The organism is Deinococcus marmoris DSM 12784, assembly GCF_000701405.1.
Classification (GTDB): Bacteria; Deinococcota; Deinococci; order Deinococcales; family Deinococcaceae; genus Deinococcus; species Deinococcus marmoris.
Genome location: NZ_JNIV01000002.1, coordinates 106545 through 130348, shown reverse-complemented (window position 1 = coordinate 130348; position 23804 = coordinate 106545). Strand labels below are relative to the sequence as shown.

Here is a 23804-nt window from a genome sequence, read left to right as displayed (position 1 = left end):
AACTCCAAGAAGCCGCCTTTCGCCGTCCCAGATGACAACCAAATGCTCAAATGTCAAAAATGCTGTTCAGGACGCTATTGAAATCGAGTTGTCCGGTACTGAACGGCATGGTCTTCACCGCCTTCGAGAAAGTCTTCTCCAGCAACGCTACGAGCTATTACAACGATGAAATTTGTAGTCTTGCTCTTCAGAACGACGGGAAAATTATTGCGGCTGGCTCATCTGAGATTGCTGGCTCCGGTCCGGCGGCACTGGCCCGTTACCTGACGAACGGACAACTCGACACTTCGTTCTCTGATGATGGCGTCGCTCTGGCTGGGATGAGTGGCTACGCCACCTTCCGCACCGTCACGGTACAAACGGACGGTCAAGTCGTGGCTGGGGGGGCTGACGCCCGGTTTTACACCAGCGCATTCCTTCAGAAGTTCAGTTCAGGTGGAACCGCTGGGCCGTCCATAGGTTTCCAGTTCAGTGCCGCTGATAATGCTGCCTTTAGTCAAACCATTGTCACCTCGCTGATTTCGGAAAGTGATGGTAGCGTGCTAGTGGGCGGATTCAATGACGCGGACGCGTATATTGCTCATTTTTCTGCCGCATTGGTGCAGGACTCCGCCTTTGGGAATTTTCCAGGTGGAAACGTCCTTCTCGGCCAGGGCAATATCGTTTCACTTGCCAACAGCGACGATAAAATCGTCGTTGTCACGGCCAGCCGCTATAGCGACACCGGTCAGGCAACGTACCGCCTGTTCCGCTGACCGTCCTGCCCGACATCTGTCCGATCTGAGTTCACGCCGTCTGGGTTAATTCCCAGGCGGTTTTTGTCGTTGCTGATTGTCAGTAACCCAGAAAGACTCTGCGGTGCCTCGATTTTGTTTTGGGAAGCCGGACCTGAAGCGGGCCGTTCAGTCTGTTCTCTCCCCAGCTTTCATGAGAGCGACGCGAACCTTTTTACTGCCGGGAGAAAAGCCCACGGTCAGGAACCTGTGGTCTGATCAGGGGTGCTGTCAGAGTCGCGAACGCCCAAGCGGCGGGGCGGCATCCTATCGATGAGGCGTATGGAAGCGTGGGCCGTTCTTCTGCCGTCCGGCTGGGCTGGGGCAGTGGAACGCGGGCCGCCTTTGGTCCACCACCTCATCCTCCTTAAGTCTGTATTCGGTCCACTGCCCTGGATGTACCCTTTTTTATAGACACATTTCCACGGTCCCACTCTCAGATGGACTTCCTTTCAGACCGATCCACCTTCGGACCCATCTGCCGGACGCTTTCTTTTCGTTGACCCCGATCCCTGCTCTGGCTGGAGGCTTTCATGAAGACCCCCCTCGTCTCACTTTTTTTCGTCTGTGGCACGCTGCTGCTGATGTCCTGCTCGGGTGCCCGGCCACCCACCCCCACCCCTCCGCCTGTGCCCCCGGAAGGCAGCACGCCCCCCCCCAGCAACCCCAGTCCCTATGCCGGGGGCAAGCGGTATCCCTGGACGGACCGGCTGGAGTCGGCAGTGGCCGATCCCTATGCGGCGGGGCGCAGCTATCCGTGGTTCTCCCCCACGGCGGCGTCCAGTTTGAAGCCGCAGGGGCCAGCCGACGGTCAGAATTTTCTGTCCGGGTTGCCGTGGACCTCGGCCACCAACACCTGGGGACCCGTGGAGCTGGACCGCAGCAACGGCAGCCAGAACGCCGATGACGGCAGCGCCATCAGCATCGGGGGCCGCACTTTCGCCAGGGGTCTGGGCGTCCACGCCGCGTCCGAGATCAGGTACGCGCTGGGCGGGCAGTGCAAGACCTTCAGAGCCTTCGTGGGCGTGGATGACGAGGTGGGCAAGCTGGGCAGCGTGCAGTTCAGGGTCTTTGGCGACGGCAGGCTGCTGTTCGGCAGTGATGTCCGGCGCGGCGGTGGCCCGGCCTTGCCGGTGAACGTGAGTGTGGCCGGGGTCCAGGAACTGCGGCTGATGGTGGATGACGGCGGCGACGGCATCGAATACGATCAGGCCGACTGGGCTGACGCCGCCCTGAGCTGCAAGGTGGCCCTACCCGGCAAGGACGTATTGCTGAGCGAGCTGGCGTATGTCTCGGCCACCAATGGCTGGGGTCCGGTGGAGTTTGACCGCAGCAACGGTGAGCAGGGCCTGGGCGACGGCGGGACGCTGACCATTGCTGGCCGCACCTTTGACCGGGGCATGGGGGTTCACGCGCCCTCGGCCCTGGAATACGATCTGGGGCGCACCTGCACCGCCTTCAGCGCGCAACTCGGTCTGGATGGGGCGGTGGGGGGGCGGGGCAGCGTGGTCTTCCAGGTCTACGGAGACGGGCAGAAACTGTACGACAGCGGCCCCGTGCGCGGCGGTGACCCGGCCCGGCAGGCCGTGGTGGACCTGCGCGGCGTGCAGACCCTGCGGCTGAGCGCCACCGACGGCGGCGATGGGACCGAATACGATCACGCCGACTGGGCCGACGCCCGGCTGGAATGTGGAACGGCGGTGACGGGTCAGCCGGGCACCCTCGATCCCGGTTTCGGGGAAGCGGGGCGCTCGGGCGTGGGCGGCGTGGACGTGGTGGCCGAGGACGGCGGCACGCTGGTGGTGCTGGGGGGACAGTTTGACCTCACGCGGCTGTCGCCCTCCGGCGGGGTGCTGGCGCGCGGCACAGCAAGCCTGAGCGGCGCGGCCACCCTGAACGGCGCGGCCAGCGCCCTGGCCCTTCAATCCGACGGCGCGCTGCTTGCCGTGGGCTACGCGGACGGTCAGATGGTGGCACTGCGCTACCGGCCCGATCTGACGCTGGACCCCGGCTTCGGCGTGGGCGGGGTGGTCCGGTTGCGGCTGGGGGTGGCGGCCAGCCAGTACGACAGCGATCCGGTGCGTTCGGCGGCCACCGCCGTGACCGTGCAGCCGGACGGCCAGATCGTGCTGGCGGGGTACGCCTCGCGTCCCTTCTCGCCTGCCCCCGGCGTCACGCTCTCAGATGACGACTTCGCGCTGGTCCGCCTGAACGGTGACGGCAAACTGGACCTCACCTTCGGCAACAGCGGCGTCGTGACCACCCCACTCAATGCCTTGCTGGCGGGCGGTGACGCCTCCGTGGACAAGCTGTACGGCGTGGCCCTGCAACCGGACGGCAAGATCGTGGTGGCCGGCGAGGCCCAGTACGACGCCAACAATTACAGTTCCGTGGTGGCGCGTTATCTGGGGACGGGCAAGCTGGACCCGTCCTTCTCGGGCGACGGAATTGCGCTGGGCGGTCTGGGAGAACGCAGCACCTTCCATACGGTGGCTGTTGAAGAAGGCGGCGCGCTCCTGCTGGGCGGCGGCACCGGGCGCTTTTTCACCAGCGCCCTGCTTCAGCGCTTCAGCCCGGCGGGAGAGGCCGGAGCGGGCGTGAGGTTCCAGTTCAGGGTGCCGGAAAACGCGCAACTGTTCCAGACCGTCGTGACCGCCCTGTTGCCCCAGCCGGATGGCCGCGCCGTTCTGGGCGGTTATGCGGGCGACGCCACATTCGTTGCACGCTTCGGCGCAGACCTGACGCAGGACCTGAGCTTCGGGGCCACGCCGGGGGGTGCGCTGTCCGGGGGCAACGTAACGGTCGGGTCCGGCTCATTGATCGGCCTGACCCAGGACGCCGAACGCCGGACCATCGCCACGACAGCCCAGTTCACGGCCACGGGCATAGAAGCCGACAGCACCGTCCGTCTGTTTCCCTGACGCCTGGACATTCCCTGACCCGGGTGGCGGCCCTCGTTCAGAGGCTGCCACCCGGATCTTATGCAGTCGTGCCTTCGATCTGCCTGCTGAAAAATACGTCAAGCACAGCCTTTCCGGCTGCCAACGCATGAACTTGACAGTGCCTGCATTCCACACTATATTTTTCCTATCACCGTCCGAGAGGGCGGGTTTTTCATTTCGACTTCTCTCGTGGGCTGAGTCGCTGCACTTGATCATCCACTCTCTAACCCCGGCTGCTCTAGGCTATGAACATGCTTAAACACGTCTCATTTCTCACCGCCGATCTGGACGCTGTGCTGGTCTTCTACACGCGGCTGGGCGGCGTGACCGAGAAGAAACTGACCACCCCGGAAGGTTATCTGCGCGGTGTAGTTCGCCTGGGCGGAGATGGGGGAGGCCGCCTCCAGTTCTTCCAGATTCTGGGCGAGTCGCCGCGCCCGCACCCCCACTGGGCCGAACACATTGCGCTGCATGTCACGGGCCTGCGCGCCCTGCTGCCGCAGCTCCGGGCGGCGGGCGTGACGGTCAGCCGGGACCTGGCCCCCAGCCCCGGCGGACGCGACATGGCCTTCGTGCTGGACCCGGACGGGCGGCAGGTGGAACTGCTGGAGGCCGGGCTGAGCTGAGCCGATGTCATGTCAAGGGCGCGGTGAGATCAGCGCACCGTGTTGCGGCCCGCGTTCTTGGCGTCGTACATGCACTGGTCGGCGCGTCCGAACAGTTGGTCGGTGGTGTCCTTGACGCCCCGGTAGGAGGCCACCCCGAAACTGGCGGTGATGTCTAGGTCTGCCAGTGGCTGATCGCAGATTTCCCGGCGCAGCCGCTCGGCGACCACCAGCGCGTCGGGCCTGGCCAGACCCGGCAGCAGCACGATGAATTCCTCGCCGCCCCAGCGGCCCACCATGCCGCCGCCGCCGCCCACCGCGCGCCGCAGCCGCTTGGCCACTGCCCGCAGCACGTCGTCGCCCGTGGCGTGGCCGTACAGATCGTTGACGCTCTTGAAGTGGTCGATATCGGTCACGATCACGCTCATGGGCGTGTTGTTCTTCTGGGAGTAGGCCATCGCCCGTTCCAGTTCCTCCTCGATTGCGCCGCGTCCATAGACAGCGGTCAGGGCGTCCTGCCGGGCCGCGCGCAGCTTGCCCTGGTCTTCCTCGTGGGTCAGCAGGTTGCCCTCGATAAAGGTCATGACCAGATAAGAGACGTAGGCGGTGATGCCCAGGGTCAGGCAGACCGTCAGCCAGTCGGCCAGTTGCGCCCCCGTGAACGGCCCCCGCAGCATCAGCGAAACCAGGATGGTCAGCAGGGTCAGCACGTTGGCCCCCAGGCCCCAGCGCGATCCCAGCAGCAGAAACGAGATCATCACGTTGGCGCTCTGCCACAAGAACAGTTGCATGACGCTCAGATCAGCCGACAGCAGGCGCGGAATTTCCAGCGCCAGCGACAACAGGCAGCCCACGTAGGCCACTAGATACACCGCGCGAATTTGCAGCGGCCACAGGTAGACTGCCAGACAGGTCAGGCCCGTCAGCAACGTGAAACCGAATTTCGGCGTCTGGAATGCCTGTGGAAAGGAGTGGGGCGGATCGACCATCGCCCCCAGCAACACGAACACGACGTAGGTCAGGCTGGCGGCGTACACCGCGTACTGCTGGCTTTTCAGAAGGCGTTGTCGAAGTGTGCTTTCGCGGCTGATCATGACTTCAGGGCAGTCTAACGGGCGAAGCATGACAGGAAAGTTGCAGTGCGGCGTGCGCCCCTGGCTTCAGCCCTCCCCACGGATCGCGTTGCCTCTGCGGGCCACAGGCGCGGTCCACTGGAACTGCCGGAAACGGCCCGGACAGCGGTCTTAAGAGGGGGCAGGTGGGCGGCCTGTCCCTCCGACGCTGACCGCTGCTGTGGCCCGCCCACCCTCTGAGCCTTAATGTGGTTTCGTCGCTGGAAACGCCCCAACCTCGCCCGGCAGGACGGCTCTTCTGGCAGATATCAGGAGAGCAGATATGGGAGAGCAGACACAGGAGAAGAGTGGAGCCGCCGGAATGCTGTCTTCCCGGCGGCTCCACCCTCCATTCGTTGTCGTTCAATGCAGCGCCGTTTGATCAGCTCAGCAGTTCGCCGTCCGCAAAGAACAGGCCCAGTTCGCGCGCAGCACTCTCGCTGCTGTCGCTGCCGTGGGTCACGTTCTCGCCGGTGGTGGTGGCGAAGTCGGCGCGGATGGTGCCGGGGGCGGCGTTGGCCGGGTTGGTGGCCCCCATCATGGCCCGCCAGCCCGCGATGGCCTCGTTGCCTTCCAGCGCGATGGCCACCACGGGACCGCCCGTGATGAAGTCCACCAGTTCACCGAAGAAGGGACGCTCCTTATGTTCGCCGTAATGGTTCTCGGCGGTCTGGCGCGAGATCGTCATCTGCTTGAGACCCACCACGCGGTAGCCCTTGCGGGCGATGCGGGCGAGAATTTCGGGGGTCAGGCCACGGCGTACGCCGTCGGGTTTAATCATTGCAAAAGTCCGTTCCATAGCGTCAGCGAGCATAGCAAAAAGGTAGGGGCATTCCGCGCCGCCGCGTAGCCCTGGCGCGGGCGGGCGGCGGCCCGTCATGCGCTGACCGTCCACTGAGCCGCAGCGGCGCGGCCCGCATCCCCGCACCACACCAGTGCGGACCGCCCACAACCCTGTTTTTGCCCCTTACAATGGCCGCGTGACCCACAACACCCACTCTCGTCCATCCGGGGACGCGTCACGCGTCGCGCTGATCGCGTGCGCGGTGGCCGCCGCCGGGATGCTGCTGTTTCCACTGGCCGCGCTGGGCCGTGGCTTCAGCGCCGACGCCGTGCTGCTGCACCTGAGCGGCAGCGTCCTGAATCTCGCCAGCAACCAGCAGGCCCCGCAGGCGGGTGTCGGCAGCGCCCTGATCCTGGGCTGGGCCACGCTGGCGGCAGTGATCGCCACCCTGATCGGGGCCGTGCGCCGTGCAGGCTGGTTCTGGATCACCGGACTGCTGGCCTTTGCGCTGGCGGTGGCGGCAGTGCTGGCCCTGAACAGCGGTCTGGCCGTGCAGATCGAGCGCGTGGCCGCCGACACCACCCTGCGGGCCGGGGCCAGACGGCAACTTCGCAATTTCTACGACGGCGGCGGCATGAACCTGGGTCTGTTTCTGCCCATGCTGGCCGGGCTGATCGCGGCAGGGGCGGGCCTGAGCGCGCGGCCCTGGGTGCTGGACCGTTTCAACCGCCTGCGCGGGCTGCTGGTTCCAGTGTCGGCCATCACGCTGGCCGTGCTGGTGGGCGCGCTGGTGGTGCTGGTGGTCCAGCCCAGCGTCAATCCCACCGACAGGGAATTGAACCTCTGGCAGGCGTGGCTGGCCAAGAGCGACGTGGTGTATTTCGTGTACTCGACGCTGTTTGCCCCCGTTACGCGGCTGTCGCCGCTGCTGTCGAGCCTCAAGCTGGCCACCCCGCTGATCTTCACCGGCCTGAGCGTGGCCTTTGCCTTCCGCACGGGCCTGTTCAATATCGGCGCGCCGGGGCAACTGACCATGGGGGCCGTCGGCGCGATGCTGGTGGGCGTCTACGGTCCCCCCAGCCTGGGCTGGGCGCTGCTGCCCCTGTCGGTGCTGGCGGCGGCGGCGGGCGGAGCGCTGTGGGGTGCGATTCCGGGCGTGCTGAAGGCCCGTTTCGGCTCCAGCGAGGTCATCAACACCATCATGCTCAATTACGTGGCCTCGGCGGTCTTCATTTTCATGATCGGCTCCGAGACCTTTCCGTTTCTGGGCAAGGAATATCCCCTGCCCTTCAAGGCCCCCGGCTTCGAGGCCAAGAGCCTGGAATTGCAGCAGGCGGCCCAGCTTCCCACCCTGCTGGACCTGTTCAACGTCGGACCGGTGGGCGGCGGCTACGTCCTGAGCATCGGCATCGTGGTGGCCCTAGTCGCCCTGCTGGTGGCGCGTTATCTGCTGAAAACGGTCAGGAACGGTGGGCTGATCGCCGTCGGGATCGCCGTGGCCCTAGGCGCGCTGACGTGGCGCATCGGGGTTCCGGCGAACGTGACGGGCACCCAGCTCAACGCGTCCTTTCTGATCGCGCTGGCCTGCGTGGCCCTGTTCGGCACGCTGATGTGGCGCACGGCCACCGGCTACGCGCTGCGGGCGGTGGGCCTGTCCCCCCGCGCGGCGGAGTACGGCGGCATCAGCGTGGCGCGCGGCACCATCCTGGCCATGACGCTGGCGGGGATGTTCGCCGGGCTGGCGGGCACCCACTACGTCAACGGCGGCGCGCTGGACGAGTACCGCCTGAAGGGCAACATGCCCGTCAACGTGGGCTTCGACGGCATCGCGGTGGCCCTGATGGGCCAGAACACGCCCACCGGGGTGGTGCTGGCCAGCCTGCTGTTCGGCACGGTGGACACCGGCGGCGTGGACGTGGATCAGCAGCTCGACGGCGTGAACAAGGACATCGTGACCGTATTGAAGGCATTGATCGTGCTGTTCATCGCGGCGGGGGGCTTCCTGAGCCGCCGTCTGGTGGACCCCCCGCCTCCGCAACTGGTGGCGGCCACAGACAGGACTGGCAGTGACGAGAGCGGTAAACTCTCGCCCGGCGTGGCGGCGCAGCAGGCCAGCACGCCCAGCCCCAACGTGGGTCAGGCCAGTGAAGAGAACACCCGCGAAGGGGGCAAATAATGGACGGGCTGTTCGCGCAACTGATCACGGCGGCATTCCTCGCCACCTTTATCCGCAGTCTGGTGCCGCTGCTGCTCACCGCCCTAGGCGGCCTGTTCAGCGAGCGTAGCGGCGTGGTCAATATCGCGCTGGACGGGTTGATCATCTTCGGGGCGCTGGGCGGGGCGGTGACCACCCTGGTGCTGCAACCCGTGCTGGGGTCGGCTGCGCCGTGGGCCGGCTGGGTCGGCGGGGCACTGGTCGGCGGGCTGATCGCGTGGATTCACGCCGTGGTCAGCATCAAGTACCGCGCCGATCAGGTGATCAGCGGCACCGCTATCAACCTGCTGGCCACCGGGGTGCCGCCCGTGATCCTGACGGCGATGTACGGTAGTTCCACCGAGAGTCCCAAGGTTGCCAACGCCCTGCCGCTGTGGGGTGTGGGAGAGCTGCGCTTCTCGCCGCCCGTCTACTTTGCGTTCCTGGCAGTGGCGATCACCTGGTACGTGCTGTACCGCACTCCGTTCGGCCTGCGTCTGCGCGCCACCGGGGAGCAGCCCGGCGCGGCGGCCAGCATGGGCATCAACGTCAAGCGGATGCGCTACACCGCCGTGATCCTGTCCGGCGTGCTGGCGGGGACGGCAGGGGTGTTCCTCAGCATCGGCAACCTGGATTCCTATGTCCGCAACATCAGCGCAGGGGGCGGCTTCATCGCGCTGGCCGCGCTGATCTTCGGGCAGTGGAAACCGCTGGGGGTGCTGGGGGCCACCATGCTGTTCGGCTTCCTGCAAGCGCTGTCCATCGCCCTGGGCGGCGGGGACCTGCTGCCGCCGACGCTGGTGCAGGCGCTGCCGTACCTGATCACCATCCTGGCCCTGATCTTCACCGGACGCAGCCGCGCGCCCAAGGCGCTGGGCAAACCCTATGAGGGATAGGCGGGACCTGCCATTTCTTTTCTAGTCTGGAGACCGTGAGTTGAAGCCTGTGACGGAGCCTGTGCGCCCGGAAACCGGCGTGCCTGGGGAAGCCAGTGGGAATGGGGAAACCAGCGCGTCCACGCGCTTCGGCCCAGCCCTGCGGGAAGCGCGGGAGGCGCGCGGGCTGACCCTGCGTGAGCTGGCCCAGACCACCGCCATCCGCCGCGATTACCTGCAAGCGCTGGAAGAGGCCCAGCCCCTGGCAGACGGGCGGCTTCAGCTCGGCGTCCTGCCCGAGGCCACCTTTGCCCGCGCATATCTGCGAACCTATGCCCGCGAGCTGGGCCTGGACCCCGCGCCGCTGCTGGCCGATTTTGACCGCTTGAGCCGGCCCGGCCTTCCACCGCCAAAGGCCGCGCCCGCAGAAGCTGCGGAGGAATATGCGCCGCCGCTGGGGCCGACGCGTATTGCCCTGATCGCGGTTCTGCTGATTCTGCTGCTGACCGTCGGCGTGTTGCTGTTGCGCGGCGCGGCCCCGGCAGCCGTTGTGCCCCCACCGCCCATTCCGGTTCCGGCTTCTCCGACGCCCCCACCAGTTCTGCCTCCAACGCCGCCTGCTGTCCCGCCTCCGCCCGTTGTCCCGCAGGGCACCGTGCGCCTGAGCGTCAAGAGCGTGCCAGACGGCGCAGTGGTTTACCTGGACAACCGCAATCTGGGCCAGGCACCGGTGCTTTCCTTTCCGGTGGACGCCCGCGCCAGGGCCGAACTGCGCGTGGAAGCGGCGGGCCGCACCCCCCTGAAACAGACCATCGATCTGAGGCAGGGCCGCAATCTGCGCGCCACGTTGCCTGCCACGGTCTCGCCGTCTGGCACCCGCCAACCCAGCGTTCTGACAGACCTGAACACCGGGGTCACCACGCTGACGCCGCTGCCCCCGCTGCCTGCCGCTCCGCCTGCTTCCAGACCCGGTTCTGCACCCGGTCCTGCGGCTGCAAACGCCGTGACCCTGCGCTTCGTGGGCCAGTCCTGGGCGCGCGTGACGGGCGATGGAGGCCGCGTGCTGTACGAGGGCATTCCCCCCATGGGCAGCGTTCAGACCTACCCGCCGGGCGTGAGCGTCCGCGCCGGAAACGCGGGGGCCGTGCGGGTCAGCGTGGGCGGCGCTCCAGAAACGGCGCTGGGTGAGGCCGGGCAGGTGCTGACCCGGCAGTTCTAGCGGGGCCGGGTGTAACGGGTCCGGGTCTGTCAGGGTCAGCGTGGACCGCCCTGCGGATCATGCCCAGGTGCCGGGTGGCGTACAGTGAATGGCAGTGAATCCCACCAATCCTTTCCCTGAACCCTCTGGTTCCGGCCCTTCCAGCTCCGGTCCGTCCGGTACTGGGCCGCCCAGCTCTGGCCCCTCGGTGCTGATCTCGCCTGTTCTGGGTCAGGACGCGGCCCTGCCCACCAGCGCGACTCCTGCCCTGCTGCCCTCTGCCGGTGGGCCGATCAATTCACCGCTGCACGCGTCGCCGCCCAACGCCTTCCAGTACCTGTGGCGCATTCCCTGGGTACGGGCCGCCGTCTTCGCGCTGATCGCCTACCTGCTGTACCTGGTGGCGGGGCAGGTCCACACCGTGATCGTGGACTTTCTGGTGGCGTTTCTGATCGCCTACCTGGCCAATCCACTCCTGAACTGGCTGCAACGCGGGCGGGTGGCGCGCGGGCTGGGCGTGTTCTTCGTGGTGTTGCTGTTCTTCGGGCTGTTTGCGCTGGTGGGGCTGCTGCTGGCCACGGTCTCGGGGCAGTTCATCATGCTGGTGCAGAAGCTGCCGGACCAGATCGGCACGCTGGGCACCATTCTGGACCGGCTGGCTGGCTGGCTCACGGAGCGGGGGGTGAGCGGCATGACCAACGCCCGCGAGCAGATCATCACGGCGGCCCAGAGCTATGTTCAGAACCTGGGCGACAATCTTGTGCCGCTACTCAGAAACGCACTGAGTTCTACCGGAACGGTGTTCAGCAGCCTGATCCAGGTGGGCGGCGTTCTGGGGCAGGTCGTGCTGATCTTGCTGCTGAGCATCTATCTGATGGTCGATTACAGCCGGGTCAACGCCACGTTGCTGGCGGTGTTTCCGCGCCCGTGGCAGCCGCGCGCCCTGGAGTTCAGCGGCCTGATCGGCACGGCGGTGGGCGGCTATGTGCGCGGCCAACTGCTGATCGCGCTGTTTATCGGGGTGTTCGTGTGGCTGGGCCTGACCCTCATCGGTGTGCCCAGCGCCGCCGCCATCGGCTTTATCGCCGGGGCCTTCAACATCGTGCCTTACCTGGGGCCGATCATCGGGGCCACACCCGCCATTCTGCTGGCGCTGACCATGCCCAACGTCTTGCTGACCGTGATTCTGGTGATCGTGGTCTTCGTGGTCGCCAACCAGATCGAGGGCAATTTCCTTAGCCCTTACATCCTGAGCCGCACCACCGATCTGCATCCAGTCACGGTGCTGGTGGCCATTCTGGTGGGCGTCTCCCTGCTGGGCTTCGTGGGCGCGCTGCTGGCCGTACCGCTGGTGGCACTGGGCAAACTGTCCTTGCAGAAGTACTACTACCCCAGCCGGATCTACACCGAGGGACCGTAGCCGGGCTGTGGACTGGGAAGAGGGGGAACAGGATGTTGAGTCCTGTTCCCTCTTTTCTCTGTTCTGGAAGGCTTAACGGGCCTTGAACGCCTCCAGCAGGGCAGGCTCGTTCTGGGTCACGTAAGCGCGGGTCAGGATGTTCATGCTGTCCTGGCCCGTCGGCACGATCAACACGTCTTCCAGCCGTGTTCCCTTCATGGGCCGCCAGCCCTGGCCCTGCGGCGTATTCACCTGTGCCGCGCCCTCGCCCGCCAGCGACTGGGCCGTGAACTGCGCGCCGCTGAGACTGAGGAACCACGCCAGGGGCCGGGCGTCACTGTCGTACTGGAGAACGATCTTCTGGACAGGCAAGGGCGGTTTTGTCGTCCAGGTGGTGCGCCGTAATGCGCCGGGGATACGTTCCTTCAGGTCCGCCTGCGCGTCATACGAGCCAGCGGCAGTGAACAGCACCTTTGAAACCAGATCCTCACTTGCGCCCGCCTGCACAGTCTTGCGGCAGCCCGGCAGCGAACACAGCGCCAGCGCGGCCAGCAGGAGGGAAACAGACTTGACCTTCATCACCCCAGACCATACCCCCACAATGGGCAGGCCATGCAGACGAATATCCTGACCGGGTGAGCCTGTATCACCCTGCCCTGCTGCTGACCGGAGCGCTACTAACGGCACTCAACCTGCTGGGCCTGTCCCTGCAACTGGGCTGGCGCAAAAATGCCTCACGCCGCCCGCATCACCTGTTGTTCTTTGCTGTCTGCGCGGGTGTGGTGATCTGTCTGGCGCTGGCCTTTGCGGCGGGGCAGAGGTGGTGGGCGCTGCTGCCCGCGCTGGCGCTGTTGCTGCTGATGCCGCGCACCCGTCCGGGCCGCGCCGGTCACTGGCGGCTGGCGCTGGCCTGCGCGCTCACTTACGGGCTGGGGGCGTGGTGGGCGTGGTGAAAATCCTTCGGCCCAGAGCTGGACCCATGCCCAGCCGGATGTGCCAGGCATGGGCGTCACGCTGGCGCAGGCGCTGGGCACGTACACTCACGGTGGAGCCGTTGCACACGGTGACGACAACGTGCGCGGCAGCCTGACGCCCGGCAAGCTGGCCGATTTCACCCGCCTGGGCGCAGACCCCTTTGCCACCGAACTCTCCCTGTTGCCGGACATCCCGGTGCGCGGCACAACCATCGCCACAACAGTTGTTGCCGAAAGTGAGGCCCCATGACCACTATTCAGAACGATCCCGTGACCCGCAGCCAAGCCTACTTTGACGGCGAGTGGCGCAGCACCCCCAGAACATTTGAAGTCTTCCATCCCGGCAACGGTCAGAGCATCGGGGCAGTGGCCGACTGCACGGCAGACGACGCGCGGCGGGCCATCGACGCCGCCGAAGTCGCCCTGGAAAGCTGGCGCAGGGTCAACCCGTACCAGCGTGGCCTGATTTTGCGGAAATGGAATGACCTGATGTTTGTTCACAAGGAAGAACTGGCCCGCTTGATGACGCTGGAAATGGGCAAGCCGATCACCGAGACGCGCGGCGAGGTGCATTACGCCGCCAGTTTTATTGAATGGTGCGCCGGGGAAGCTGGGAACATCAGCGGCGAGCGCGTCAACATGCGCTTTGACCACAAGCGCGGCCTGACCGCCAGCGGGCCGGTGGGCATCGTCTATGCCGTGACCCCCTGGAATTTTCCCGCCGGGATGATCACCCGCAAGGCCGCCCCCGCGCTGGCCGCCGGCTGCGTGATGGTCCTCAAGCCTGCCGAGCAGAGTCCCATGACCGCGCTGTATCTGGCCGAGCTGTGGCTGGAAGCGGGCGGCCCGCCCAACACCTTGCAGGTGCTGCCCACCAATTCCGCCGCCGAATTTTCTGCGCCGTTCATGGAAGACAGCCGGGTGCGGAAGCTGACCTTCACGGGGTCCACCGCTGTCGGCAGGTTGCTGTACCAGCAGGCAGCGAAGACCATCAAGCGCGTCAGCCTGGAACTCGGTGGCCACGCGCCGTTTCTGGTGTTTGCCGATGCCGATCTGGACAAAGCCGCCCGCGAAGTGGTGGGCAGCAAGTTCCGCAACGCCGGGCAAACGTGTATCAGCACCAATCGCGTGTACGTGCAGCGCGAGGTGGCCGACGAATTCACCCGCATCCTGACCGAGAAGACGCGGGCGCTGGTGCTGGGCGATCCGCTGCTGGACAGCACGGGGGTTGGCCCGGTGGTGGAGCAGGCCGGGCTGGATAAGGTCAGGGCGCAGGTGGAGGACGCCCTGCGACTGGGCGCGACGGCCACCGTGGGCGGCGAGGCGGCAGGCGGCCTGTTCTTTCAACCTACCGTGCTGACGAACGTTCACCCCGACTCCCTGATCCTGCGTGAGGAAACCTTCGGCCCGGTGGCCCCCGTCGTGGTGTTCGACACCGAGGAGGAAGGCCTGCGCCTCGCCAACGATTCGGAATATGGGCTGGCCGCCTACGCCTACACCCGCGATCTGGGCCGCGCCTTCCGGGTGGCCGAGGCACTGGAGTACGGCATCGTGGGCATCAACGACGGTGTGCCGAGCGCGGGTGCGCCGCATGTGCCCTTCGGCGGTATGAAAAACAGCGGTGTGGGCCGCGAAGGCGGACACTGGGGCCTGGACGAGTATCTGGAAACGAAGTTCATCAGCTTCGGCGTGGAGTAAGCGGGACGCTGGGCTGCGGCGAAAACCTCTGAAGGCGAATGCAGTCCGAAGGGGTGTCTCATCAGGTTGATCACCAGATAACCCGGATGCGCCGTTTCCTGCGCCTTCCCACGTCCGGGAAACCAATTTTCTGAGAGCGTGTTTATGAAGTGTCAGGTGCGGGGTCTCGAACGGAGAAAATGCCGTTCAGAACTCCGCCCATTTCCATTTCCAACTCTGGAGTTTTCAAGGTGTATCAGCGCGGCGATCACTGGCTGATCCGGCTCCAGTCGCCACCACATCGCGGGGAACAGGCCAATTTGCCTGCAACGGTTCAGCTCCCCTGCTAGCCTGCCCCCATGACCTCCCCACCCGTTGTTCCTCCTTCCACCTTGCCGCCTCCGGTGACGCCCGCAGTGATCGCGGGGATGCTGGGACGGCGCACCACCAACGGCCCCTTTCGCCCCGATCCGGTCAGCCTTGAACACCAGCACACGCTGATGCGGGTGGCGCAGGCCGCGCCCAGCCATTTCAATTCCCAGCCGTGGCGGTTTGTGCTGATCGAAAGCCCCCAGACCATCGGGCGGGTGGCCGAACTGTCGGGCCAGAGCATGACCGAGCTGATCGACGCCGGGCTGTTCTTCGAGCGCTACCGCCGCTATTTCCGCTTCTCGCAGGCCGAGATGGAGGCCAAGCGCGACGGCATCCACATCGATCATCTGCCGGGACCGCTCAAACCCTTTACGCGGCAGGTATTCAGCGACGCGGGTCTCAAGGTGATGCGCCAACTGGGCGTGCCGAAAAAACTGGGCGAGGACAACCGCCAACTGGTGGCCGGAAGCCCGTTGCTGCTGGCCGCACTGCTGGACAAAACGGAATACCGCCCCAGCGAACTGTCGGGCTTTTACAGTGTGTTCGGGCTGGGCGCGGCCATCGAGAACATCTGGAACGCGGTGGGGGCGCTGGGCATGGGCATCCAGTTCGTCAGCACGCCCGCCGAGATTCCGCGCCACTGGCAGGAGGTCAAGGAATTGCTGGCCGTCCCCGACGATCTGGAATTGATGGCCTTGTTCCGCCTGGGCTACCTGCCCGCAGACCAGAGCCGCCCCACCATCGACTGGAGCAGCCGCCACCGCAAACGCCTGGAGCAGTTCGTGTTCCGCGAAAGCTGTAGCGTCCCGGAGGGAGAGGCCGATGCAACCCCTTCCCAAACCTCTGGACATCCTGAACCCTGACCCATCCCTGCCACTTTTCAGAGGCGCAGACTTTCCCGAATGGAGGCACCACCCATGACCGATAAATCAACGACAACCGAACAACCCAACGCTGCCGACAGCGGCACATTCAAGATCGGCGGAGACCTGAGCGTCAACCGCCTGGGCTTCGGTGCCATGCGGATCACGGGTGACGGCATCTGGGGCGATCCCGCCGATCCCGAGGGCGTGCTGGAAACCCTGCGCCGCCTGCCTGAGCTGGGCGTCAACCTGATCGACACCGCCGACAGCTATGGTCCCGCCGTCAGCGAGGAACTGATCCGCGAGGCGCTGCACCCCTACGACACGGTGGTCATCGCCACCAAGGCCGGACTGACCCGCACCGGCCCCAATGTCTGGACGCCAGTAGGCCGCCCCGAGTACCTCAAGCAGCAGGCGTACATCTCGCGCCGCCGCCTGGGCGTGGACCGGATTGACCTGTGGCAACTGCACCGGATTGATCCCAACGTCCCGAGAGACGAGCAGTTCGGGGCCATCCGTGAACTGATGGATGAGGGCGTGATTCGCCACGCCGGACTCTCGGAGGTGAGTGTGGAGGAAATCGAGGCCGCCCGTGAGGTGTTCCCGGTGTCCACCGTCCAGAACCTGTACAACCTCGTGAACCGCAAGTCCGAGGACGTGCTGGACTACTGCGAGAAGGAAAATATCGGGTTTCTGCCGTGGTTCCCCCTGGCGGCGGGCAGTCTGGCAAAGGACGGCAGTGTGCTGGACGAGGTTGCCAAGCGTCTGAACGCCAGCCCCTCGCAGGTGGCCCTGGCCTGGGTGCTGAAGCGCAGCCCGGTAATGCTCCCCATTCCCGGTACCGGCAAGGTGCGCCACCTGGAAGAAAACGTGGCCGCCGCCAGCCTGACCCTGACCGACGAGGATTTCAAGAAGCTCGACGAGGTGGGCCGGGCCGAGTGGGAAAAGAACCAGAAATAAGTTGCAGGTTATGACGAGGCGGGCGGGTGAGATTCAGCCCGCCCGTTTCCTGTTTTTCCCCACCACTCCGCGCCACAATGGCCGAATGAGTTCAGCCGTTTCACTGCCCGTCCTGCGTTCCCTGGTCACCGGATCGCCGCCCTATCAGGTGGCCCAGTCCGAGATCAGGGAGGCGGCCCGCACGCTGTTTCCACGCATGGCCGCGCGCCCGCACCTACTTGACGTGTTCAGCAATGCCCAGATCGAGTTGCGCGCGCTGTCACGTCCGCTGGGCTGGTATCTGGAGCCGCGCGGCTTTGGCGAGAAGAACGCCGTCTTTATCGAGCAGGCCCGCGCCTTGATCACCCGGCTGGGGGCGGAAGCCCTGGCCCGCGCCGAGCTTCGCCCCACCGAGCTCGACGCGGTGATCGTGGTCAATACCAGCGGCCTCAGCACGCCCAGCCTGGACGCGTGGCTGATCGAGTCGCTGGGCATGGGCCGTCATGCGGCGCGGCTCCCCATCTGGGGTCTGGGCTGTGCGGGCGGCGCGGCGGGGCTGGCGCGGGCCGCCGATCTGGTGCGCGCAGGCTTCAAGCGCGTGCTGTACGTGGCGGTGGAACTGTGCAGCCTGACGCTGGTCAAGGGCGACGAATCCAAGAGCAACTTCGTGGGCACGGCGCTGTTTTCCGATGGCGGCGCGGCCCTGGTGGTCACGTCGCCTGACGTTCCCGGCCCACCGCCCCTGCTGTCCCTTCACGGCGCATACAGCACGCTGATCGAGAACAGCGAGGACATCATGGGCTGGGACGTGGTGGACGACGGCCTGAAAGTGCGCTTCAGCCGCGATATTCCAGCCCTGGTGCGTGGCATGATGCGCGGCAATGTCGCTGAGGCGCTGGCCGCCCACGGCTGGACTCAGGAGGAGATCAGCACATTCATCGTCCATCCTGGCGGCGTCAAGGTGCTGAGCGCCTATGAGGAAGCGCTGGACCTCCCGTCAGGCGCGCTGGACAGCAGCCGCGCGGTGTTGCGCGCCCACGGCAACATGAGCAGCGTTACCGTTCTGTTTGTGCTGGAAGAAGCCCTGAAAGCTGGGCCACGCGGCAAGGCACTGTTAAGCGCGATGGGACCGGGTTTCAGCGCCGAGCATGTGCTGCTGGAACTCTGACCAGCCATAGAAAATGGACCGTGGCGAAACTGCCAGCGGTCCATTTTTCGCTTCCAACGGTTTAGATTTTCTCGTTCGCGTCCACGGTCTTGTCGGGGTCTGCCGGAGCGCCGCTGGCAGGCAGGCCATCTTTCAGGCCACCGAAGCTGGACGGGTTGATCGCGTCGCCGCCCTGCCCCTCGGCGCGGGGGTCAAGCGTGCTGGACACCTGCTGTGCCGTAGAGGTGCCAGCCCCGTCCCCAGCATTCTTGTCGCTCATGGCGTCCACCACGGCCTGCGCCTCGGCGTCGCTGGGGGTCTTGGGGGTGCCGGTTTCCCACTTGTCGGTGGTCTGCACATCGGTTTGCTGGACATTGGTTTCGGCCTGTGACTGCGGTTTACCTTCTCCCATATAGACTCCTTTTCTGGCTTGCGGTTACGAGCGCTGGTTGGGGTTTTTCAGGGTGTCGGTGCCGATAACGCTCTCCGGCAGGTTCTCGGCCTGTCTGGCCTTCTCCTGCATCCCGGTCTTCTGCACACCCTTGATGTCATGCAGATCATTGGTGTCCTTGCTGCCGCCCTGCGGACTGTGGCCTTCCTGGGCAGGATGGTTGGTCTGGTTGCTGCTCGGGGTGGTCTCTGGTTTGCCTTCTCCCATGATTGGAACCTCCTGAATTTGAGTGGTTTCAGGGTAGAGGAAGCGGGGTGGGCGGTGGTGCGAGGCGGGTTTACAGAGCTTTGGGGCTTGGGCGGGTACTCAGATTTCAGCGGCTGCTGCCGTAAGCTGCGGCCAATGCAAACCTGGATGGTGGTTGTTCAAGTGGTCCTGCTGGTGCTGGGAGTGCCTCTGGTCATCCTGGCCGTCGTCGTGGCGATCTTTGCAGGTGGCGAGGGAAGCCCGATAGGACAGTCTCTCTTCGTGACTTTCATGACTGTTCCGCTGGTCTATCTGGTGGCTTTGCCAACTTCGGTGTGGCTGTCCATCAGAAAAAGGGGTGGCCATGCCCTGGCTGCGGCGGCTTTCCCCTTCCTCTATCTCCTGCTGGCGTTCATCCTGGCTGCCATCTGGGCTGATCTCCCTTCGCGCTGATTTCTGGTCTGAAAAGGCTGCGCCACGGGTTTGCTTTTCTGGCTATCCCGTGCGGTCAACCTTCCCTATGAGAGGAGCAACGATGAAACCCTGGTCTATTTTCGGTCTGATCGTCCTGCTGATTCTGGGAGCGGTGCTGACCTTTTTTACCGCTGTGGCAGCGGCCTTCGCCACCGATAGTGGCGCTCAGGATCCAATAGGGGCGCATTTCTCAGAGACGATGTTTACCGTGCTGTACGTCTATCCCGTCTGTCTGATCGCCACGCTGGCGCTGATGATCATGCGGCGCGGCAGGCTGGCGTTGCTGGCGGCAGTTTCCCCATTTATCTATGTTATCGGGGCATTCATTTACACCGCTACAGTCACCAGAAATTTCTGACTCCGCCTGCTGAGTGATCAGGCGTTTTACAGTCGGTGCCGCAGTAAACGGAGGCCCATGAACACCACGAACACGGTGCCGCCCTCGTGTGCGATGACGCCCAGCGGCAACGGAATCTTTCCGGCCACAGCCAGCGGCGCGATGATCAGGATGACCCCGAAGGCGAAGGCCAGGTTCAGGAAGACGGTGCGGCGGGCATCTTTGGCCAGTTTCACGGCTCCGGCCAGTTTGCCCAGATCGTTTTTCATCAGCACCACGTCGGCGCTCTCGATGGCCACGTCGGTGCCGCTGGCGACGGCAATGCCGAGATCGGCGCGGGCCAGGGCCGGAGCGTCGTTCACGCCGTCGCCCACCATCGCCAGCGGGCCGGGCAACTCACCCATGATCCGCAGCTTGTCCTCGGGTAGCAACTCGGCGCGGTACTCGCTCAGGCCGATCTGGGCGGCCACGGCCTGGGCCACCTCCATCTTGTCGCCGGTCAGCATCACCTGATGTTCCACGCCCGCCGCCCGCAGGCTGGAAATGGCTTCAGCGATGCCTGGGCGCAGCGTATCGGCCACGCCCATCACAGCCAGCACGCGGTTGCCCACGCCCACGATCACGGTGCTGCTGCCCTCGGTATTCAGCTCACGCAGGGCGGCGTCCTGAATGGGGGAGAGGCTGGCCCCCTCGCGCGTCATCAGGCGGAGGTTTCCGGCCCAGGCCAACTCGCCGCTGTCCAGCGTGGCCTCAATGCCCATTCCGGGTACGGCCTGCGCGTTTCGGACGGCAACCGGAGACACGCCCCGCTCACGCGCCAGCGTCACCACCGCCCGCGCGATGGGGTGTTCGCTGTGACTTTCCAGGCCAGCGGCCAGCGCCAGCGCCCCCGCTTCATCGTCGGCCACTATGCGGGCCACCGTCATTTTTGCCTGAGTCAGCGTGCCGGTCTTGTCGAAGGCCACCGTGTTCACGCGGGCCAGGGTGTCCATCGCCGCGCTGCTCTTGAACAGCACGCCGCCGCGCGCCGCCGCCGCCATCGCGCTGAGCATCACGGCAGGGGTGCTGATCACCACCGCGCAGGGGCTGGCCACCACCATGAAGGTCATGGCGCGGTACCAAGAGACATCCAGCGACAGCTTGAATCCGTAATGCAGCAACGCGAACACCAGCGGCACCAGCACGATCACCACCGTCGCGTAGGGGCTTTCCCAGCGCTCGGTAATGGTCTCAGTGCGGCTCTTGGCGGTCTGGGCCTGCTCCATCAGCGCCACCAGCCGGGCCAGCGTGCTGTCTCCCGCTGGGCGAACCACTTCGGCCTCCACGCTGCCGTTCAGGTTGATGGTGCCGGAGGCCAGTTCCGCGCCCACCGTCTTATCAATCGGCAGGCTTTCCCCGGTGATGGGCGACTCGTCCACCGCCGTATGCCCTAGCGTCACGCGGGCGTCGGCGGCGATGCGCTCGCCGGGTTTGACGATCAGCACGTCGCCAATCTGAATCTCGCCCAGCTCGCACCAGCGTTCGCGTCCGTCGCGCCGCACGGTGGCCCCCGCCGGGTTCAGGTCCATCAGGGCGCTGATGGCGTTCTTGGTGCGGCCCATCGCCCAGTCCTGGAGGGTGTTGCTGAGGCTAAACAGGAACAGCAGAATGGCCCCGTCCGCCGCCTGCCCGATGCTCGCCGCGCCCAGGGCGGCCACCACCATCAGCAAATCGACGTCCAGCTTCCTTTCCACGAACAGGCTGTGCAGCGCCTCGCGCCCGGCGGGAATGCCCCCCGCTAGGTACGCGACGAGGTAGCCACCCCACATCACGAAAGGGTTGTTGATTAAATACTGCCCCGCTGCGCCCACCAGCAGGCCCAACAGGGTCAGGCCAGTCATGGTGACGGCAAAGCGCAGTTCGGGTGAGACGTTGAAGTGGGGCTGGCGGCTGGGGGCGGCAAAACTGGCCGGGGTAGATGTAGTCACGAAGCCTCCTGGGCGAGAATTCTTAACAGGAATAATTCTCAATAAGCCCATTCTATTCCCCCGCTATTACAAACTCAACGCCCCATCCTGAGCGGAGAAGTCAGGATGGGGCGGGGTTCTTCGGACTTATGTTCTGTAACGTTGCCCAGGGTGTACGCTCAGTCATGAGACATCTGCTGACGCTGATCCTGGCCGCCACCGTCACCTTTGCTGCGGCGAACGAGCGCATTCCAGTCAATCAGGTGCGCTTCTCTTCCACCTCGGCGCGGGTGATGGTCCTGAGTTCGGGGGTGCGGGACGGCTCCGGCTTCGGCACGGCCAGCCTGAAGGTGTTCAGTACGGCGACGGGGGCGCAGCTCTACAGCCGCCAGAAAACGGCAGATGCCCTGCCCAACACGCTGCGCTGGAATCTGCTGACCACGCCGCCCACCCCGGCCACGCTGTCTGCTTACGGCCTGACGCCGGGGGCCGTGTCCGCCGCGAAATACAACCGCGTGTATCCGCAACCGTTTCCGCAGTGGAGTGACGGTCTGGGCGCGGGACAGACTGGAATCATCAACGTGGCGCTGTGGTCTGTCCCCGTGCCGATCAAGCTGAATGTGTACGCCCTGCCCTCGGCCTGCCCGTATGGCGATCTGCTCGAGCCGGGCAGCGTTCCCGCCGGATTCAGCCTGACCGTGAACACGCAGACCATCCACCAGGATCTGAGCCTGCCCGCAGACCGCAAGTGCGCCGCCCGGTACTCGCTGGAGCGCGTGGACGTGCGCGGCAACCGCGTGCTGGTGACCGTGCGCGCCTACGGGCCGGGCTTCGAGGGGCCGGATGCCACCCCGATTTTTATCGCGGCCACACTCCGTTAAGACCCCTACGCCTGCCCCACCACCGCCTGCATCAGCGCCCGCATGGCGTCCAGTTCCTCGGCGTTGATGGAGTGGCCCAGCCCCGGAAAAACGCGGGCATCCACCGCCGCGCCTCGTGAACGCAGCAGTTCCGCGCTGGCCTGAAAACGGTCCAGCGGAATATGCGCGTCGTCCGGGGCGTTGCCCATGAACACGGGCAGGCCGTCCAGATCGCCCGTCCCGTCCAGCGTGATCAGCGCGCCGCTCAGGGCCACCACGCCGCCCAGCTTCACCCCGCTGCGGCTGGCATATTCCAGCGCCAGACACGCGCCCTGGCTGAAGCCGCCCAGCACCACGTTCTGCGGAGGAATGCCCTGCGCTTCCAGTTCGGCCAGCAGGGCGTCCACGGTGGCCAGCGCGGCGTCCAGATGCGGCTGGTTCTGTTCCAGCGGGGCCAGGAACGATTGCGGATACCAACTGTTGCCGTCCGCCTGCGGGGCCAGATAGGTGAAGGCGCTCAGGTTCAGGTCTCCCTCCAGCGAGAGGATGTCCTGCGCCGTCGCCCCGCGCCCGTGCAGCAGAACGGCGGCCACGCGTGCCTCGCCCAGCGGGCGTCCAGCCGTGAGAACCTGAATGCCGGAGGGTGCGGCTTCCTCCTGAATGGCCGGAGCTGTCCCCAGGTCCCGCGTTCCCAGCGTCAAGCCGTATTCGGGACTGACGATGCGCGGCAGGTGCGCCTCGATGGTGGGGCGGCGGGCCTCGTACCACTCAGGCAGCTTGAGGTGTTTGCCCAGCTCATCCACCGGCTCGTCGTCGGGGAAGCCGGGGGCATCGGTGGCGATCTCGAACAGGATGCCGTTGCTTTCCCGGAAATAGATGCTGTGGAAATACTGGCGGTCCTGCACCGGGGTGGGCCGGAAGCCCGCTGCCGTCAGTTGCCCCATGTACGCGGTCTGCTGCTCGTCGTCGCGGGTCCGCAGCGCGACATGATGCACGCTGCCCGCCCCGAAGGAGCCGCGCGGCTGACCGGGCCGTTCCACCACGTCCACGAACAGGCCCACGCCCGCGCCACCGTCGTCATCGCCGCTGCCCCGGAAGCGGGTGCGCTGGCCTTCCGCGTCGTCCTCGCTGCCCACTTCGGTAAATCCCAGTTGACCCACCAGCAGATCGCGCACGGCCCCGGTTTCCCCCACCCAGCCGGTGACCGAGTGAAAACCGCGCAGAGCGTGTTCGGGCGGGATGGGCGAGGCGGGCCACTCCTCCACGGGTGCGCCGTCCTCGAAGATAAGTTCCACCCACGTTCCGTCCGGGTCATCTACCGTCAGGAACTTCTGCCCAAAGCGCATGCCCCCGCTTACCTCCAGCCCCAGCGCGGTCAGGCGGCCCAGCCAGTAGTCGTACGAGGCCGCCGGGGCGCTGTAGGCCGTCGCCACAATTTCGCCGTTGCCGCGCACGCCACGCGCCGCACCGGGCCAGGGAAAGTGGGTCATGATCGTGCCCGGCTGCCCGGTGCGGTCGCCGTAATACAGGTGATAGGTGCCGGGATCATCGAAATTCACGGTCACCTTGACCATGCGCTGCCCCAGCACGTTGGTGTAGAAGTCGATGTTGCGCTGCGGATCGCTGGCCATCACCGTGACATGGTGCAGGCCCTGGACCGGGGAAATCTGGCTGGAAGAGGAGGAAGTCATGCGGT

General features: G+C 65.6%; 23 protein-coding genes. 16 read left to right on the top strand and 7 right to left on the bottom strand.

Annotated elements, in window-relative coordinates:
• Window positions 1-50: 50 nt before the first annotated feature.
• From Q319_RS0101370 to Q319_RS0101360, 3 genes are all read left to right on the top strand, one after another.
• Window positions 51-755, top strand: coding sequence for a delta-60 repeat domain-containing protein (locus tag Q319_RS0101370; protein ID WP_081845830.1), 705 nt, complete (start codon window positions 51-53; stop codon window positions 753-755).
• A 551-nt stretch (window positions 756-1306) separates the two neighbouring features.
• Window positions 1307-3694: an NPCBM/NEW2 domain-containing protein gene (locus tag Q319_RS25290; protein ID WP_051654996.1), complete on the top strand. Its 2388-nt coding sequence runs from the start codon at window positions 1307-1309 to the stop codon at window positions 3692-3694.
• A gap of 272 nt (window positions 3695-3966) precedes the next feature.
• Complete coding sequence (locus Q319_RS0101360) at window positions 3967-4341, top strand: VOC family protein (protein WP_029479990.1); 375 nt, start codon at window positions 3967-3969, stop codon at window positions 4339-4341.
• Window positions 4342-4370: 29 nt separating this feature from the next.
• Here the strand turns inward: Q319_RS0101360 and Q319_RS0101355 are convergent, their stop codons facing one another.
• A complete protein-coding gene (locus Q319_RS0101355; protein ID WP_245618871.1) occupies window positions 4371-5414 on the bottom strand; it encodes a GGDEF domain-containing protein in 1044 nt (347 codons plus the stop codon).
• A 400-nt stretch (window positions 5415-5814) separates the two neighbouring features.
• Window positions 5815-6231: a nucleoside-diphosphate kinase gene (ndk, locus tag Q319_RS0101350; RefSeq protein WP_029479986.1), complete on the bottom strand. Its 417-nt coding sequence runs from the start codon at window positions 6229-6231 to the stop codon at window positions 5815-5817.
• A gap of 181 nt (window positions 6232-6412) precedes the next feature.
• On the opposite strand from ndk, the gene Q319_RS0101345 reads away from it, so the two are divergent.
• The 4 genes from Q319_RS0101345 to Q319_RS0101330 all read left to right on the top strand — a co-directional run bounded on the left by Q319_RS0101345 (window position 6413) and on the right by Q319_RS0101330 (window position 11903).
• Complete coding sequence (locus Q319_RS0101345) at window positions 6413-8392, top strand: ABC transporter permease (RefSeq protein ID WP_029479985.1); 1980 nt, start codon at window positions 6413-6415, stop codon at window positions 8390-8392.
• Window positions 8392-9306 (top strand): ABC transporter permease, encoded by a 915-nt coding sequence (locus Q319_RS0101340; RefSeq protein ID WP_029479983.1) that lies wholly within the window; start codon window positions 8392-8394, stop codon window positions 9304-9306. Before Q319_RS0101345 ends, Q319_RS0101340 begins: the two co-directional genes overlap by 1 nt.
• 49 nt (window positions 9307-9355) lie before the next feature.
• The gene (locus tag Q319_RS0101335; protein WP_245618875.1) at window positions 9356-10504 is read left to right on the top strand and encodes a RodZ domain-containing protein; all 1149 of its coding nucleotides are present in this window, start codon (window positions 9356-9358) and stop codon (window positions 10502-10504) included.
• A gap of 283 nt (window positions 10505-10787) precedes the next feature.
• A complete protein-coding gene (locus Q319_RS0101330; protein WP_245618873.1) occupies window positions 10788-11903 on the top strand; it encodes an AI-2E family transporter in 1116 nt (371 codons plus the stop codon).
• 72 nt (window positions 11904-11975) lie between these two features.
• Here the strand turns inward: Q319_RS0101330 and Q319_RS0101325 are convergent, their stop codons facing one another.
• Window positions 11976-12461 carry a hypothetical protein gene (locus Q319_RS0101325; protein WP_029479978.1) on the bottom strand — a complete coding sequence of 162 codons (486 nt, stop codon included), beginning with the start codon at window positions 12459-12461 and terminating at the stop codon, window positions 11976-11978.
• 56 nt (window positions 12462-12517) lie between these two features.
• Between Q319_RS0101325 and Q319_RS0101320 the strand changes: the two genes are divergently transcribed.
• The 6 genes from Q319_RS0101320 to Q319_RS0101295 all read left to right on the top strand — a co-directional run bounded on the left by Q319_RS0101320 (window position 12518) and on the right by Q319_RS0101295 (window position 17875).
• Window positions 12518-12835 (top strand): hypothetical protein, encoded by a 318-nt coding sequence (locus Q319_RS0101320; RefSeq protein WP_029479977.1) that lies wholly within the window; start codon window positions 12518-12520, stop codon window positions 12833-12835.
• A gap of 49 nt (window positions 12836-12884) precedes the next feature.
• Complete coding sequence (locus Q319_RS0101315) at window positions 12885-13106, top strand: amidohydrolase family protein (protein ID WP_029479976.1); 222 nt, start codon at window positions 12885-12887, stop codon at window positions 13104-13106.
• Entirely contained in the window at window positions 13103-14554 is a 1452-nt protein-coding gene (locus Q319_RS0101310; protein ID WP_029479975.1) for an NAD-dependent succinate-semialdehyde dehydrogenase, read from the top strand. Before Q319_RS0101315 ends, Q319_RS0101310 begins: the two co-directional genes overlap by 4 nt.
• A gap of 338 nt (window positions 14555-14892) precedes the next feature.
• Window positions 14893-15768: a nitroreductase family protein gene (locus Q319_RS0101305; RefSeq protein WP_051654995.1), complete on the top strand. Its 876-nt coding sequence runs from the start codon at window positions 14893-14895 to the stop codon at window positions 15766-15768.
• A gap of 54 nt (window positions 15769-15822) precedes the next feature.
• The gene (locus Q319_RS0101300; RefSeq protein ID WP_029479972.1) at window positions 15823-16728 is read left to right on the top strand and encodes an aldo/keto reductase; all 906 of its coding nucleotides are present in this window, start codon (window positions 15823-15825) and stop codon (window positions 16726-16728) included.
• 85 nt (window positions 16729-16813) lie between these two features.
• Window positions 16814-17875 (top strand): type III polyketide synthase, encoded by a 1062-nt coding sequence (locus Q319_RS0101295; RefSeq protein ID WP_029479971.1) that lies wholly within the window; start codon window positions 16814-16816, stop codon window positions 17873-17875.
• 61 nt (window positions 17876-17936) lie between these two features.
• On the opposite strand, the gene Q319_RS0101290 is transcribed toward Q319_RS0101295, so the two are convergent.
• Both Q319_RS0101290 and Q319_RS0101285 read right to left on the bottom strand, forming a co-directional pair.
• A complete protein-coding gene (locus tag Q319_RS0101290; RefSeq protein WP_029479969.1) occupies window positions 17937-18266 on the bottom strand; it encodes a hypothetical protein in 330 nt (109 codons plus the stop codon).
• 24 nt (window positions 18267-18290) lie between these two features.
• On the bottom strand, window positions 18291-18512 hold the full coding sequence (locus Q319_RS0101285) for a hypothetical protein (RefSeq protein ID WP_029479968.1): 222 nt from the start codon (window positions 18510-18512) through the stop codon (window positions 18291-18293).
• Between the two features lie 135 nt (window positions 18513-18647).
• On the opposite strand from Q319_RS0101285, the gene Q319_RS0101280 reads away from it, so the two are divergent.
• Together Q319_RS0101280 and Q319_RS0101275 are read left to right on the top strand one after the other, a co-directional pair.
• A complete protein-coding gene (locus Q319_RS0101280) occupies window positions 18648-18944 on the top strand; it encodes a hypothetical protein (protein WP_029479967.1) in 297 nt (98 codons plus the stop codon).
• Between the two features lie 82 nt (window positions 18945-19026).
• Window positions 19027-19323 (top strand): hypothetical protein, encoded by a 297-nt coding sequence (locus Q319_RS0101275; RefSeq protein ID WP_029479965.1) that lies wholly within the window; start codon window positions 19027-19029, stop codon window positions 19321-19323.
• Between the two features lie 26 nt (window positions 19324-19349).
• Here Q319_RS0101275 and Q319_RS0101270 read toward each other — a convergent pair whose 3' ends face one another.
• Window positions 19350-21269, bottom strand: coding sequence for a heavy metal translocating P-type ATPase (locus tag Q319_RS0101270; RefSeq protein ID WP_029479964.1), 1920 nt, complete (start codon window positions 21267-21269; stop codon window positions 19350-19352).
• A 164-nt stretch (window positions 21270-21433) separates the two neighbouring features.
• Between Q319_RS0101270 and Q319_RS0101265 the strand changes: the two genes are divergently transcribed.
• Complete coding sequence (locus tag Q319_RS0101265; RefSeq protein ID WP_029479962.1) at window positions 21434-22129, top strand: DUF2259 domain-containing protein; 696 nt, start codon at window positions 21434-21436, stop codon at window positions 22127-22129.
• A 5-nt stretch (window positions 22130-22134) separates the two neighbouring features.
• On the opposite strand, the gene Q319_RS0101260 is transcribed toward Q319_RS0101265, so the two are convergent.
• Window positions 22135-23799, bottom strand: coding sequence for a VOC family protein (locus Q319_RS0101260; protein ID WP_029479960.1), 1665 nt, complete (start codon window positions 23797-23799; stop codon window positions 22135-22137).
• Window positions 23800-23804 lie beyond the last annotated feature (5 nt).

Bases quoted from the DNA above. Each gene is read 5' to 3' on its own strand.
- Q319_RS0101325 (WP_029479978.1), bottom strand. From the start codon at position 12,461: ATGAAGGTCAAGTCTGTTTCCCTCCTGCTGGCCGCGCTGGCGCTGTGT.
- Q319_RS0101290 (WP_029479969.1), bottom strand. From the start codon at position 18,266: ATGGGAGAAGGTAAACCGCAGTCACAGGCCGAAACCAATGTCCAGCAA.
- Q319_RS0101280 (WP_029479967.1), top strand. From the start codon at position 18,648: ATGCAAACCTGGATGGTGGTTGTTCAAGTGGTCCTGCTGGTGCTGGGA.
- ndk (WP_029479986.1), bottom strand. From the start codon at position 6,231: ATGGAACGGACTTTTGCAATGATTAAACCCGACGGCGTACGCCGTGGC.
- Q319_RS0101275 (WP_029479965.1), top strand. From the start codon at position 19,027: ATGAAACCCTGGTCTATTTTCGGTCTGATCGTCCTGCTGATTCTGGGA.
- Q319_RS0101310 (WP_029479975.1), top strand. From the start codon at position 13,103: ATGACCACTATTCAGAACGATCCCGTGACCCGCAGCCAAGCCTACTTT.
- Q319_RS0101340 (WP_029479983.1), top strand. From the start codon at position 8,392: ATGGACGGGCTGTTCGCGCAACTGATCACGGCGGCATTCCTCGCCACC.
- Q319_RS0101370 (WP_081845830.1), top strand. From the start codon at position 51: ATGTCAAAAATGCTGTTCAGGACGCTATTGAAATCGAGTTGTCCGGTA.
- Q319_RS0101315 (WP_029479976.1), top strand. From the start codon at position 12,885: ATGGGCGTCACGCTGGCGCAGGCGCTGGGCACGTACACTCACGGTGGA.
- Q319_RS0101265 (WP_029479962.1), top strand. From the start codon at position 21,434: ATGAGACATCTGCTGACGCTGATCCTGGCCGCCACCGTCACCTTTGCT.
- Q319_RS0101355 (WP_245618871.1), bottom strand. From the start codon at position 5,414: ATGATCAGCCGCGAAAGCACACTTCGACAACGCCTTCTGAAAAGCCAG.
- Q319_RS0101360 (WP_029479990.1), top strand. From the start codon at position 3,967: ATGCTTAAACACGTCTCATTTCTCACCGCCGATCTGGACGCTGTGCTG.
- Q319_RS0101300 (WP_029479972.1), top strand. From the start codon at position 15,823: ATGACCGATAAATCAACGACAACCGAACAACCCAACGCTGCCGACAGC.
- Q319_RS0101295 (WP_029479971.1), top strand. From the start codon at position 16,814: ATGAGTTCAGCCGTTTCACTGCCCGTCCTGCGTTCCCTGGTCACCGGA.
- Q319_RS0101260 (WP_029479960.1), bottom strand. From the start codon at position 23,799: ATGACTTCCTCCTCTTCCAGCCAGATTTCCCCGGTCCAGGGCCTGCAC.
- Q319_RS25290 (WP_051654996.1), top strand. From the start codon at position 1,307: ATGAAGACCCCCCTCGTCTCACTTTTTTTCGTCTGTGGCACGCTGCTG.
- Q319_RS0101305 (WP_051654995.1), top strand. From the start codon at position 14,893: ATGACCTCCCCACCCGTTGTTCCTCCTTCCACCTTGCCGCCTCCGGTG.
- Q319_RS0101285 (WP_029479968.1), bottom strand. From the start codon at position 18,512: ATGGGAGAAGGCAAACCAGAGACCACCCCGAGCAGCAACCAGACCAAC.